Genomic DNA, 12460 nt, shown 5'->3' with positions numbered 1-12460 from the left:
CTACCTAATTGAAAAGGCTCGGCAGCGTCGAGCCTTGGGAGTCGATCGCCATGAGTTCCACTGAATCGAAACAACCGGTTACGCCAGCAACAGCTCCTCAAGATGAGCGTATCCAGAGAGTTTCTCTCTGGAAGAGAGCACTGAATCGCCCTGAGCTGGGGGCGCTGGCAGGTGCGGTGTTGGTGCTTTCTTTCTTTATAGTCGCTTCCAGCGGCACTGGGATGTTTACCCCAGCGGGTATTATTAATTTCCTCGAAGTTGCCGCTCAGCTTGGCATTATCGCCACGGCGGCTGCTTTACTGATGATCGGCGGTGAGTTTGATTTGTCGATTGGTTCAATGATCGGCTTGGCCGGCATCCTGATCGCTATCCCAGCAGTGGAGTATGGCTGGCCACTGTGGGCCGCTATTCTGCTAGCCTTCTCCTGTGCAGCCCTGGTGGGCTGGATTAACGGTAATCTGGTCAATAAAACGGGGTTGCCATCATTTATTGTTACCTTGGGATTTCTGTTTATTCTGCGTGGCCTGGCGATTGGTATTAGCCGATTGTTAACGGGTAGAACTCAAGTGGGTGGCGTTCAGGCGCATATTCCCGGTGACTGGTTCGCGGCGCTATTTTCCGGTGAGGTGGCCACAGGCCTGTTTACCTGGATGGCAGCCAATGGCTGGATGGCGACCAACTTTGCGGGCAACCCCGTGGTTTCGGGTATTCCGGTCTCTATCGTCTGGTGGTTGGGTTTAACCGCCTTGGCGACCTGGGTGCTGCTGTGCACGCCTTACGGCAATTGGATCTTCGCCAGCGGTGGTGATGCCAATGCGGCGCGCAACTCAGGTGTGCCTGTCCATCGCGTCAAGATCTCACTGTTTATGTTCACAGCCTTCTCCGCCACCATTTTTGCCTGCATCCAGGTAATGGATACTGGCTCGGCAGATACCATTCGCGGCATGTTAAAAGAGCTGGAAGCCATTATTGCGGTGGTGATTGGTGGCGCTTTACTAACAGGGGGCTATGGCTCCGCCATCGGCGCAGCCCTGGGCGCCTTGATCTTCGGCATGGTGCAAATGGGTATCTTCTATACCGGCGTTAACACCGACTGGTTCCAGGTCTTCCTGGGCGTGATGTTGCTGGTGGCCGTGCTATTCAACAATTACATGCGCAAGAAGGCGATGGAGGCCAAATAACATGACCACACGTACGCCAATGATTGAAATGCGCAGTGTCAGCAAGCACTTCGGCAGCGTGATCGCCTTAAGTGATATCTCAATGCAGGTCTATTCCGGCGAAGTGATGTGTCTGCTTGGCGATAACGGCGCAGGCAAGTCGACGCTCATCAAAACCCTTTCTGGTGTTCACCAACCTACCCTCGGCGAAATGCTTTTGGATGGCAAGCCCGCTCGTTTCAAGTCCCCGGCTTATGCACTAGACGCCGGTATCGCAACGGTTTTCCAGGATCTGGCAATGGTGCCGTTGATGTCGATTACCCGTAACTTTTTTATGGGTCGCGAGCCGACGGTAGGCTGGGGGCCTTTAAAGCGGATTGATTGGAAATATGCCGACCGGGTTGCCAAAGAGGAAATGGCTAAAATCGGTATCGATGTGCGGGACCCAAGCCAGCCGGTGGGTACGCTTTCTGGCGGGGAGCGCCAGTGTGTGGCGATTGCTCGTGCCGTCTATTTTGGTGCCAAGGTGCTGATTCTTGATGAGCCTACGTCAGCGCTTGGGGTCAAACAGGCCTCCGTCGTACTGCGCTACATCGCTAAAGCCCGCGCCGATGGCCTTGCGGTTATCTTTATTACCCACAATGTCCACCATGCTTACCCAGTGGCTGATGCGTTCACCCTATTGTCACGCGGCGGTAGTTTGGGCTCCTTCCGCAAAGAAGAAGTCAGCCGCGAAGAAGTGCTCAATATGATGGCGGGTGGTGCTGAGCTTGAAAGCCTGGATGCGGAGCTTGCGGAATTCCAGCGTGGCGATAAAGCCAAGAAGGCCAGCTTAGCCGAACAAGACACTCAACCTTCGAATGAAACAAGCAGCACTGAACCCCCTTCACCGCGAACGGCGAGCGGCTATTAAGGAGCCATGATGAACAAATCTACTCCATCATCCCCGTTTACGCTGGCCGTCTGCGCTGAAATGGTGTTCCGCGATTTACCCGTGTTGGAACGAATTAAGCGTATTTCTGAACTGGGTTTTCAAGTCGAAATCTGGGACTGGACTAAGCACGACATTGACGCACTGGCCAATAGCGGGGCGACGTTTTCATCCATGACCGGCTATGTCACCGGCACCCTGGCGGATGCCGCCGGGGCAGATGAACTGCTACGCACCGCCGCAGAGTCGATTGAGGTGGCCAAACGGCTGGGTATTCTACGTCTTAACCTGCACGGCACGGGGTTGGATGGCGAAGGTCTTCCCGTGAAACCTTGCCAGCAGATGACCGGCGCGATGTGGTTAAAAGCCCGAGACACACTCAATCGGCTGGCGGATCTTGGCGAGCAGCACGGCGTCACCTTTGTGCTTGAAAACCTTAATACCGAGGTTGACCACCCCGGCGTTCCGTTTGCCCGCCTGGAAGATGTTCTAGCGCTGGTGGAAAGTGTCAATAGGCCTAGCTTACGTATCATGTTGGATGTTTATCACGCCCAAATTGGCGAAGGTAATTTGATCGAATTGATTCGCCGCTGTGGGCCTTACATTGGTGAAGTGCAGGTGGCCGATGTGCCTGGGCGCTGCGAACCGGGGACTGGCGAGATTAACTATCCGGCCATTGCCAAAGCGCTGAACGACATAGGTTATCGCGGCACCGTAGGGCTGGAAGGCTGGGCCTCGGGCGACGACGAACTGGCTCTCGACCGCTTCCGTATTGCCTTCTCTTTTTAATCGATAGCCACCCCAAGATGCTTTTATGCCCAGTGTCATCTTTTGTCCGATACCACGAATTAGTGACGTGGGGGAGACGTTTATGCTGAATAACAATAGTCAACACCGGCCTCTCGACCTGATCTGCCTGGGGCGCGTGGCGGTTGACCTCTACGCTGAGCAAATTGGCAGCCGCTTAGAAGATGTCGCCAGCTTTGCTAAATACCTCGGTGGAAGTTCAGGCAATGTGGCTTATGGCACCGCGCGGCTGGGTTTGAAGTCGGCCATGCTTTCGCGGGTCGGTGACGAGCAGATGGGCAATTTTGTGCGCGAGGAGTTAGCACGGGTAGGCGTGGACACATCCGCATTACAAACTGACCCTGAGCGCCACACCGGCCTAGTGCTGTTGGCCTTAAAAGACCGCGAGAGTTTCCCACTGCTGTTTTACCGTCGCGACTGTGCGGATATGGCCATTGATGCCGAGGCCATCGACCCTGAATTTATCGCCCGGGCCAAGGCGCTGGCGATTACCGGCACGCATCTTTCTACCGATACCACCCGCCGAGCCTGCCGCAAGGCACTGGATGCCGCCGCCCATTATGGCGTGAAGCGGGTGCTGGATATCGACTACCGTCCCGTACTGTGGGGGCTGACCAATCCCGGCGATGGTGAAACCCGCTTTATCGCCGATGACAAAGTAACCACCGACCTGCAGCGCTGGCTGGCGGATTTTGACCTGATTGTGGGCACCGAAGAGGAGTTTCATATTGCCGGTGGCAGTACGGACACCTTAGCGTCCCTGCGCGCGGTACGTGAGGTTAGCGAGGCCACTCTGGTATGTAAGCTTGGGCCCATGGGCTGTGTGGTGTTTGAAGGCGCGATTCCTGAACGTATTGAAGACGGTATTTTAGTTAAGGGCGTGCAGGTCGAGGTGCTCAATGTGCTGGGCGCTGGGGATGCATTTATGAGCGGGTTGTTACGTGGCTGGCTACGCAATGAACCCTGGCAAACCAGCGCGGGTTACGCCAATGCCTGTGGCGCACTGGTGGTCTCCCGCCACGGCTGTGCCCCGGCGATGCCCACCGAAGACGAGTTGTTCGATTACCTGAAACGCCGCGATGAGGTACCTCGTCCGGATATCGATCAACGCCTGAATCATCTGCACCGGGTCACTACCCGAGTGCCTGATCAGTGGCCTGAGGTGTTGGGCCTGGCATTTGACCACCGCCGCCAGCTCACCGATATGGCCCGCGAAGAGTATGCCGATAGTGAGCGCCTTCCTAAGCTTAAAAAACTCCTGGTCGCCGCCGCCGAAGAGGGTGCCAAACTTGGCGGCATTACCACGCCCGCGATTCTGGTAGACGATGTGCTGGGTCAAGACGCACTCAATCAAGCCAGTGGGAAAGGCTGGTGGATTGGTCGCCCGGTGGAGCTTCCTGGCTCACGCCCGCTGCGTTTCCAGCATGGCGATGATTTAGGTGCCTGCCTGCGCAACTGGCCTAGAGAGCAGATCATTAAGTGTCTGGTGTTTTACCACCCCGACGATGAATTCTCGCTGCGTTTAGAGCAGGAGGAGCGGCTGCGCCAACTCTATCAGGCGGCCTGTGCTTATGGGCTGGAACTGCTGATTGAAGTCATTCCCCCGGCGAGCATGCCCAATGACGACACCACTTTGCCACGCAGCCTTCAGCGGCTCTATAACCTGGGCATTCGCCCGGATTGGTGGAAACTCCCCTCCATGTCAGATGCAGCCTGGAATGCGGTGGGCGAGACCATTGAGCGGGAAGATACCTACTGCCGTGGGGTCGTGCTGCTCGGGCTAGACGCCCCTATGGACGATATGAAGCGCGGCTTTGAAGCAGCGGCCAATCATGCCTGCTGTAAAGGCTTCACCGTTGGGCGCACGCTATTTGCCAGCGCTAGTCGCGATTGGCTGGCTGGGCGCATCGATGATGTCGGCTTGGTAGAGAGGGTCGCCCAGAACTATGCCGAACTGATAATGGCGTGGCGGCAGTTAAGGCAGGCTCAGCCGCAAACGCTGTCTCACACGGAGGAGGCGTAAAATGAGCACCATTCGACTCACCATGGCCCAGGCGTTGGTCAAGTACCTTGCTGCACAACGTATAGAGGTGGATGGCCAAGAAGTGGCGCTGTTTGAAGGTGTGTTCGCGATTTTTGGTCATGGCAATGTGGCGGGGTTAGGCGAAGCGCTTTACCACGTACAAGACACGCTGCCGACCTTTCGCGCCCATAACGAACAGTCCATGGCCCACGCGGCGATTGCCTTTGCTAAAGCTAATGGCCGCCAGCGCTTAATGGCGGCGACCAGCTCGATTGGCCCAGGGGCGACCAATATGATCACCGCCGCGGCGCTTGCCCACGCCAACCGACTGCCGATTTTGCTGCTGCCGGGGGATACCTTTGCCACCCGAGAACCCGACCCAGTACTCCAACAGGTGGAGCATTTCGGTGACCCGACCATTAGCGTCAACGACTGTTTTCGCCCAGTATCGCGCTACTTCGACCGCATTAGCCGCCCCGAGCAGTTGCTGACCAGCTTGCCCCAGGCGATTGCCACCCTGCTTGACCCGGAGCATTGCGGCCCTGCGACCCTGGCGCTGCCCCAGGATGTGCAAACCTTTGCCTACGATTATCCGGTGGCCTTTTTTACCCCCAGGGTGCATCGCATTCGCCGCTCGCCACCGGATGCTTACGAGCTTCGTCAAGCCATCGCCGCGCTGCAGCAGGCTAAGCGCCCACTGATCATTGCCGGCGGCGGCGTGCATTACGCCGCTGCCTGCGATGCCCTGGCCGAGTTTGCCAAAACACGCGGTATCCCGGTGGCTGAAACCCAGGCGGGCAAAGGCGCGTTGGCCGATAGCCACCCTTGCGCGGTGGGGGCCATTGGGGTGACCGGCAGCGCAGCGGCTAACCAATTGGCGGAGCAAGCGGATGTCATTCTGGCGGTGGGTACGCGGCTGCAGGACTTTACCACCGGCTCTCGGGCGCTGTTTGAAGGCAGCGATAAAACGCTGATTTCCCTCAACGTTGGCCGCTTCGACAGCCTCAAGCATCAAGCGTTGCCGCTAAGCTGTGACGCCTTGATCGGGCTGGGGCAACTCGACGCGGCGCTGGGTGAATGGCGAGGCAGCGATGAGTGGCGCGAACAAACCGGAACGCTCAAACACGAATGGGCCGAAATAGTGCGCCGCGTGACCGCCGATCAAGGGCTGGCGCTGCCTACCGATGCTCAGGTGATCGGCGCCGTCAATCGCCAGGCAGGCAACGATACCACCGTGGTATGCGCCGCCGGTGGCTTGCCCGGCGAGCTACATAAGCTCTGGCAATGCTCGGGCCCCGGCAGCTACCACGTCGAGTACGGTTTCTCCTGCATGGGCTATGAAATTGCCGGCGGGCTGGGCGTCAAGATGGCCAAGCCAGAGCGGGAAGTGGTGGTGATGGTCGGCGATGGCAGCTACCTGATGCACAACTCGGAACTGGCAACCTCGGTGATGCTGGGCCACAAGCTGATTGTGGTGGTGTTGGATAACCGCGGCTATGGCTGCATCAACCGCTTACAGCAGGCTACCGGCGGGGCGGGTTTCAACAACCTGCTGCAAGATTGCCGCACTGTGGAAGCCGGCGCGCCCAAAACCGATTTTGCCGCCCATGCCAAAGCGTTGGGCTGTGAGTCTGAATCGGTCACCGGTATTGCGGAATTGGAGCAGGCGCTGGTGCGTGCTCGCAGCGCCACCTCGACCTATGTGATTGCCCTGGACACCGACCCGTTACCCAGCACCCAAGAAGGCGGCGCCTGGTGGGAAGTGGCCGTGCCCGAGGTTTCCGAGCGAGAAGCGGTCAATAAAGCCTATCAAGGGTACCGCGAAGCCAAGCAGCGCCAAGCCCGTTAGTTCTCGACCTCAACAAACATAATCATAAGGATTACGCTATGCCAACGGTTACTTTAGGCATCAACCCGCTCACCTGGACGAACGACGACTTGCCCAGCCTGGGCGGCGCAACACCGCTGGAAACCTGTTTGAAAGAGGGGCGCGAAGCGGGTTTTAGCGGCTTTGAGTTAGGTAACAAATTTCCCCGTACGCCCGACGCTTTGAGCCAGGTGCTTAGCGCCCACGACCTGGCGCTTGTATCGGGCTGGTACTCCGCACGCTTGCTAGAGCGCACCCCTGAAGAAGAGATTGACGCCATTCAGGACCACATGAACCTGCTCAAGGAATGCGGTGCGAAGGTAATGGTGCTGTGTGAAGTTACCCACTGTGTACATGGCGATCAGGAGCGCCCGCTCTCCCAGCGTCCGCACCTATCCGAGCAAGAGTGGCAGCGCCTGCTGAGTGGTTTAGAGGTGGTGGGCGACTACCTGAAATCCCAGGGCATTCAGTTGGTATATCACCACCACCTGGGCACGGTGATCGAAAGCCAGGCCGACGTTGAACGCTTAATGGACAACACCGGCGAAGGCGTGGGGCTGCTGCTTGATTTTGGTCATCTGCGAGGTGCGGGCGGCGACCCGCTCGCCATCGCCAAACGCTACAGCCATCGCATTCACCATGTGCACTGCAAAGACCTGCGCTTTCCAGTGCTGGATGCGGTACGCAACCGCGATAAAAGCTTTTTAAACGGCGTGTTAGACGGCCTGTTTACGGTGCCGGGGGATGGCAATGTGGATTTTCTGCCCGCCTTAACCCACCTGTGCGAACAGGGCTACCAGGGTTGGTTAGTGGTTGAAGCCGAACAAGACCCGGAAGTCGCCCATCCGCTGACTTACGCCCGCCTGGGTTACCGCAACCTACGCCAACTTGCCGAGCAGGCAGGTTTCGACGTTGCCAGCTAAACAGCACCACAGCCGTCGCCTTTTAATCAGGAGCCTATATGCAAACGTTACCCCACTATCTCAATGGCCAGCTCTCTGCCGGGCAGAGCCAGCGCACTTCGCCGGTTTATAATCCCGCCACCGGTGAGCAGAGCGCACAAGTAGCGCTCGCCACCGCTGACGAAACCCGCGAAGCGGTGCGCATTGCCGATGAGGCCTTTGTCGCCTGGTCAAAAACCTCGCCGCTGAAGCGCTCGCGTATCCTGTTTAAGTTCAAGGCGCTAGTCGAAGAGCACACCGATGAGCTGGCGCGGCTGATTTCCAGCGAACACGGCAAGGTGTTTTCAGACGCCAAAGGCGAAGTGACCCGAGGCCTGGAAGTGGTCGAGTTTGCCTGCGGCATTCCCCACCTGCAGAAAGGCGAGCACTCCATGAACGTTGGTAGCGGCGTTGATAGTTACTCGATGATGCAGCCGCTGGGTGTGTGCGCCGGTATCTCGCCGTTCAACTTTCCCGCCATGGTGCCTATGTGGATGTTCCCCATTGCCTTGGCCTGCGGCAATACCTTCGTCATGAAACCTTCGGAAAAAGATCCCTCTACGCCGCTGCGCCTAGCTGAGCTGCTTAAAGAGGCGGGCCTGCCGGATGGTGTCTTTAATGTCGTCAATGGCGATAAAGAAGCGGTGGATGTGCTGCTCACCGATGAGCGTGTCCAGGCAGTGAGCTTTGTGGGCTCTACCCCAATTGCCGAGTACATCTACGCTACCGCATCAGCCCATGGCAAGCGTGTTCAGGCCCTGGGCGGCGCCAAAAACCATATGGTGATCATGCCTGATGCGGATCTCGATCAAGCCGTGGGTGCCCTGATGGGTGCGGCCTATGGCTCGGCAGGCGAGCGTTGCATGGCGATTTCGGTGGCCGTACCCGTTGGCGAAGAAACCGCCAACCGCCTGCGTGAAAAACTGGTGGCCGAACTGGATAAACTGACGGTCGGGCCAGGACTTGTTGATGGCCCAGATAACGATATGGGGCCGTTGATCACCCGCGAGCACCGCGACAAAGTGGCGGACTATATTCAGGTTGGCGTGGATGAAGGCGCAGAGCTAGTGGTCGACGGTCGCCAAACAACGGTTGATGGTGCAGGCGATGGCTACTTTATCGGCGGCAGCCTGTTTGACCATGTCACGCCCAGCATGCGTATTCACTCTGAGGAGATCTTTGGCCCGGTGCTGGCAATTGCTCGCGTGGCCAGTTTCGATGAAGCGGTCAGCATGATCAATGCTCATGAATACGGCAACGGCACGGCGATCTTTACCCGTGACGGCGATGCGGCGCGTCAGTACTGCGAGCAGATCCAGGTCGGTATGGTCGGCGTTAACGTGCCGATTCCGGTGCCCATGGCGTTCCACAGCTTCGGTGGCTGGAAGCGCTCGCTGTTTGGCCCGCTGCATATGCACGGCCCCGACGGTGTGCGTTTCTACACCCGCATGAAGACCATCACCCAGCGTTGGCCCAGCGGCATTCGTGAAGAGACCAACCACTTCACCATGCCGACCATGTAAACAGGCTACGGGGCATGACATCAATCGACGCCGGGTCCAGCCCGGCGTTATTGTTTTAAAACAGGGATAATCACAATGAAAACCCTCAAAATTGGCCTAATCGGCACCGGCTTTATGGGCAAAGCCCATGCCATTGCCTTTAATGCGGCGTCCAGCGTTTTTGAGCTACCCGCCAAACCCGTTTGCGAACTGCTGGCGGATGTCGATTTCGCCACTGCAGAGAGCCGAGCGCGGGCCTGGGGATTTGCCCGCGCCACCGACGATTGGCGCGCCTTGGTAGAAGATAGTGAGGTGGACGTGGTGGATATCTGCGCGCCCAACTTCCTGCATAAAGAGATGGCCCTGGCCGCCATTGCCGCTGGCAAGCATGTTTATGCTGAAAAGCCGCTGGCGCTGAGCATGGCAGACGCCGACGAGATGGTCGCCGCGGCTGAAAAGGCGGGTGTCAAAACCCTGGTGGGCTTTAACTATATTCGCAATTCCGCCACCCAGCTGGCCCGCCAGATTGTTGCCAGCGGTGAAATTGGTGAGCTGATTCATTTTCGTGGGCGGCACAACGAGGATTACCTGCTCGACCCGCAAAAGCCCCACGATTGGCATACCAAGCGGGCGACCGCAGGCGCCGGTGCGTTAGGCGATGTGGGCTCGCATATTCTCAATATGGCCGAGTTTTTAACCGGGCAGCGCATTACCCAGGTATGCGGCCAGCTACAAACCGTTATTGCAACGCGCCCCAATGCTAACGGCAGCGGAATGGCCCCAGTAGAAAACGACGACCAGGCCCAGGCCATGCTGCGGTTTGATCAGGGGTTAATCGGCAATATCGAAACCTCCCGGGTGGCGGCTGGCCGTAAAATGGGCCTAGCCTACACGTTAACGGGCACCAAAGGCGCCATTGTGTTTGACCAGGAGCGTATGAGCGAGCTACAGCTATATCGCCATGGCGATGCCCACGGTAGGCGCGGCTTTACTACCCTGTTAGCGGGCCCGGAACACCCCGATTATGCGGCCTTCAGCCCCGCGCCGGGCCATGGTTTGGGCTATAACGACCAGAAAATCATCGAGGTGCGTGATCTGGTTGAGGGCATTATTAACGACCGCCCCCTTTATCCCGATTTTCGCGAAGCCGCGAGGGTGAATCGGTTGATTGACGCTATCGAAACGTCAGATCAGACAGGGCAGTGGGTTGCTGTTTAGTCCTTACCCATTACGAAACAGAAAGCTGTAGGCATTGAGTGCGGGCACGCCACCCAAGTGGGCATAAAGCACTTTAGAGCCAGCGGGGAACTCACCATTGCGCACCATATCAATCATGCCGTGCATGGATTTGCCTTCGTAAACCGGGTCGGTGAGTACGCCTTCTAGGCGGGCGCACAGGCGAATGGCTTCCAGAGTGCCTTCGTTGGGCAGGCCGTATTCTGGGCCGCCGTAGCGGGTATCCAAAATCACATCGTCATCGGTAATGCCGCCTTCCAGCTCTATCAGTTCTGCGGTGTTGCGGGCAATACGCAGAATCTGTTCGCGGGTTTGTTCGGGCTTGGCAGAGGCGTCAATGCCGATGACTCGCTGGGCGCGACCATCAGCGGCAAAGCCCACTACCATGCCCGCCTGGGTACTGCCGGTGACCGAGCACACCACAATGTAGTCGAATTTAAAGCCCAGCTCTTTCTCCTGTTGGCGTACCTCTTCAGCAAAGCCAACGAAGCCCAAGCCGCCGTAAGGGTGCTCTGAACAACCCGCGGGGATGGGAAAGGGCTTACCGCCCCGCTGGCGAACATCCTCCATCGCTTGCTCCCAGCTTGGGCGAATACCGATATCGAAACCGGCGTCGTCCAGACGGACATCGGCGCCCATAATGCGCGACATCTCGATATTGCCCACCCGGTCATATACCGCATCGGAGTAGTTAACCCAGTTCTCCTGCACTAGCACGCACTGCATGCCCAAGTGTGCGGCAACGGCGGCTACCTGGCGGGTCTGGTTAGACTGAATGCCGCCAATCGATACCAGCGTATCGCAGCCTTGTTCCAGTGCCTCGGGGATCAGATATTCCAGCTTACGGGTTTTATTACCGCCAAAGGCTAAGCCGCTGTTGCAGTCTTCGCGTTTGGCATACAACTCCACTTCACCGCCTAAATGTTCGCTTAGCCGCTTGAGCGGCGTAATGGGAGAGGGGCCAAAGGTGAGTGGGTAACGTGGGAAGCGTTTGAGGTTCATAGCAATCTCCAGCTTTAAAACATTGGGTGCGATATAGGGCGGCTAAGGTTGTTGTGAACAATTGGCGTGCTCTCTGCTATTTATAGTAAGTGTTAGCTATGATTTTTGTGTTGCAAAATTGGCTGGTTTAAAGCAATAAAAGTTGCTAATGCATGTTTTATGTGGGTTTAAATAGTGTTTATAGATGAATAAGGTAAATAATAGTGCGCTCAAAAACCTCCCGTTCACGCCCTGAGCCTGGTGATCAGGCCGCTGAATTAGACCGAACAGATCGGCGTATCCTTAAGCTGCTTCAGGACGATGCCACGCTCTCCAATGTGGCACTGGCAGAGCAGGTGAACTTGAGCCCGGCGGCGTGCTTACGCAGGGTGGAAAGGCTCAAGCGAGACGGGGTAATCAGCCGGGTGGTGGCGCATTTAGACCCGGAGCAACTACAGGCAGGTATGGTGGTGTTGATTGGCGTGGTGCTGGACCGCTCGACACCGGAATCCTTTGCGGCCTTTGAAGAGGCAGCCCAGAAGGTATCCGGCTGTATGGAGTGCCACGTGGTAACGGGGGAGTTTGACTACTTTATGCTGGTACGCACCCGTGATAGTCAAAGCTTCAACCGGCTGCACGCCGAGCAGTTGCTCTACCTGCCCGGCGTGCGCCAGATCCGCTCGTTTATGGGACTGCGGCAAGTGGTCTCGACCCATAAGGTGCCGATTTAGTCTCTCGGAAAGCGTGCTTCCAGCTCAGCGACCTGCTCCGGAGTTAACCCCCGTGGGTTCTCGCCCCGCAGCAGTAGATAGAGCTTGGCGGTCTCTTCCAGCTCTTCAGTGGCATACACCGCAGCTTCGAGGTTTTTTCCCGCCACCACCGGGCCATGGTTGGCCAGCAGCACCGCGCTGTGTTGACCCGCTAAGCCCCGCACTGCATCGCCCAGTTTGGGGTCGCCTGGAATGTGATACGGCACCAGCGGCAGCTTGCCCACCCGCATCACGTAGTAGGC

The 12460-nt window shown here is 57.5% G+C and carries 11 protein-coding genes; 9 read left to right on the top strand and 2 right to left on the bottom strand.

Translation table 11 applies throughout. From position 1 onward, the window contains the following. Positions 1-50 precede the first annotated feature (50 nt). The 8 genes from CPA45_RS11630 to CPA45_RS11595 all read left to right on the top strand — a co-directional run bounded on the left by CPA45_RS11630 (position 51) and on the right by CPA45_RS11595 (position 10449). A complete protein-coding gene (locus tag CPA45_RS11630; protein WP_096651716.1) occupies positions 51-1181 on the top strand; it encodes an ABC transporter permease in 1131 nt (376 codons plus the stop codon). Position 1182: 1 nt separating this feature from the next. Beyond that, positions 1183-2073: an ATP-binding cassette domain-containing protein gene (locus tag CPA45_RS11625; protein WP_096651715.1), complete on the top strand. Its 891-nt coding sequence runs from the start codon at positions 1183-1185 to the stop codon at positions 2071-2073. A gap of 9 nt (positions 2074-2082) precedes the next feature. Beyond that, positions 2083-2880 (top strand): TIM barrel protein, encoded by a 798-nt coding sequence (locus CPA45_RS11620; RefSeq protein WP_096651714.1) that lies wholly within the window; start codon positions 2083-2085, stop codon positions 2878-2880. An 82-nt stretch (positions 2881-2962) separates the two neighbouring features. Then, the gene (locus tag CPA45_RS11615) at positions 2963-4921 is read left to right on the top strand and encodes a bifunctional 5-dehydro-2-deoxygluconokinase/5-dehydro-2-deoxyphosphogluconate aldolase (protein ID WP_096651713.1); all 1959 of its coding nucleotides are present in this window, start codon (positions 2963-2965) and stop codon (positions 4919-4921) included. 1 nt (position 4922) lies between these two features. Further along, positions 4923-6770 carry a 3D-(3,5/4)-trihydroxycyclohexane-1,2-dione acylhydrolase (decyclizing) gene (gene iolD / locus CPA45_RS11610; RefSeq protein WP_096651712.1) on the top strand — a complete coding sequence of 616 codons (1848 nt, stop codon included), beginning with the start codon at positions 4923-4925 and terminating at the stop codon, positions 6768-6770. 38 nt (positions 6771-6808) lie between these two features. Continuing rightward, positions 6809-7711, top strand: coding sequence for a myo-inosose-2 dehydratase (gene iolE / locus CPA45_RS11605; RefSeq protein ID WP_096651711.1), 903 nt, complete (start codon positions 6809-6811; stop codon positions 7709-7711). 38 nt (positions 7712-7749) lie between these two features. Next, the gene (locus CPA45_RS11600) at positions 7750-9252 is read left to right on the top strand and encodes a CoA-acylating methylmalonate-semialdehyde dehydrogenase (protein WP_096651710.1); all 1503 of its coding nucleotides are present in this window, start codon (positions 7750-7752) and stop codon (positions 9250-9252) included. A gap of 75 nt (positions 9253-9327) precedes the next feature. Beyond that, positions 9328-10449: a Gfo/Idh/MocA family protein gene (locus CPA45_RS11595; RefSeq protein ID WP_096651709.1), complete on the top strand. Its 1122-nt coding sequence runs from the start codon at positions 9328-9330 to the stop codon at positions 10447-10449. 3 nt (positions 10450-10452) lie between these two features. Here the strand turns inward: CPA45_RS11595 and CPA45_RS11590 are convergent, their stop codons facing one another. Then, the gene (locus tag CPA45_RS11590; RefSeq protein WP_096651708.1) at positions 10453-11469 is read right to left on the bottom strand and encodes a 1-aminocyclopropane-1-carboxylate deaminase; all 1017 of its coding nucleotides are present in this window, start codon (positions 11467-11469) and stop codon (positions 10453-10455) included. A 203-nt stretch (positions 11470-11672) separates the two neighbouring features. Between CPA45_RS11590 and CPA45_RS11585 the strand changes: the two genes are divergently transcribed. Then, positions 11673-12179 carry an Lrp/AsnC family transcriptional regulator gene (locus CPA45_RS11585; protein WP_096651707.1) on the top strand — a complete coding sequence of 169 codons (507 nt, stop codon included), beginning with the start codon at positions 11673-11675 and terminating at the stop codon, positions 12177-12179. On the opposite strand, the gene CPA45_RS11580 is transcribed toward CPA45_RS11585, so the two are convergent. Beyond that, a partial coding sequence (locus CPA45_RS11580) for a class II aldolase/adducin family protein (protein WP_208858501.1) occupies positions 12176-12460 on the bottom strand: 285 nt, incomplete at its 5' end. The genes CPA45_RS11585 and CPA45_RS11580 overlap by 4 nt on opposite strands.

Origin of the sequence: Vreelandella nigrificans (assembly GCF_002374315.1) — a bacterium.
In the GTDB taxonomy this organism is placed as follows: Bacteria; Pseudomonadota; Gammaproteobacteria; order Pseudomonadales; family Halomonadaceae; genus Vreelandella; species Vreelandella nigrificans.
The sequence above is the reverse complement of the archived record's forward strand: the minus strand, read 5'-3'. Positions and strand labels throughout refer to the sequence as shown.

Bases quoted from the DNA above. Each gene is read 5' to 3' on its own strand.
- iolE (WP_096651711.1), top strand. From the start codon at position 6,809: ATGCCAACGGTTACTTTAGGCATCAACCCGCTCACCTGGACGAACGAC.
- iolD (WP_096651712.1), top strand. From the start codon at position 4,923: ATGAGCACCATTCGACTCACCATGGCCCAGGCGTTGGTCAAGTACCTT.
- CPA45_RS11620 (WP_096651714.1), top strand. From the start codon at position 2,083: ATGAACAAATCTACTCCATCATCCCCGTTTACGCTGGCCGTCTGCGCT.
- CPA45_RS11615 (WP_096651713.1), top strand. From the start codon at position 2,963: ATGCTGAATAACAATAGTCAACACCGGCCTCTCGACCTGATCTGCCTG.
- CPA45_RS11600 (WP_096651710.1), top strand. From the start codon at position 7,750: ATGCAAACGTTACCCCACTATCTCAATGGCCAGCTCTCTGCCGGGCAG.
- CPA45_RS11625 (WP_096651715.1), top strand. From the start codon at position 1,183: ATGACCACACGTACGCCAATGATTGAAATGCGCAGTGTCAGCAAGCAC.
- CPA45_RS11590 (WP_096651708.1), bottom strand. From the start codon at position 11,469: ATGAACCTCAAACGCTTCCCACGTTACCCACTCACCTTTGGCCCCTCT.
- CPA45_RS11630 (WP_096651716.1), top strand. From the start codon at position 51: ATGAGTTCCACTGAATCGAAACAACCGGTTACGCCAGCAACAGCTCCT.
- CPA45_RS11595 (WP_096651709.1), top strand. From the start codon at position 9,328: ATGAAAACCCTCAAAATTGGCCTAATCGGCACCGGCTTTATGGGCAAA.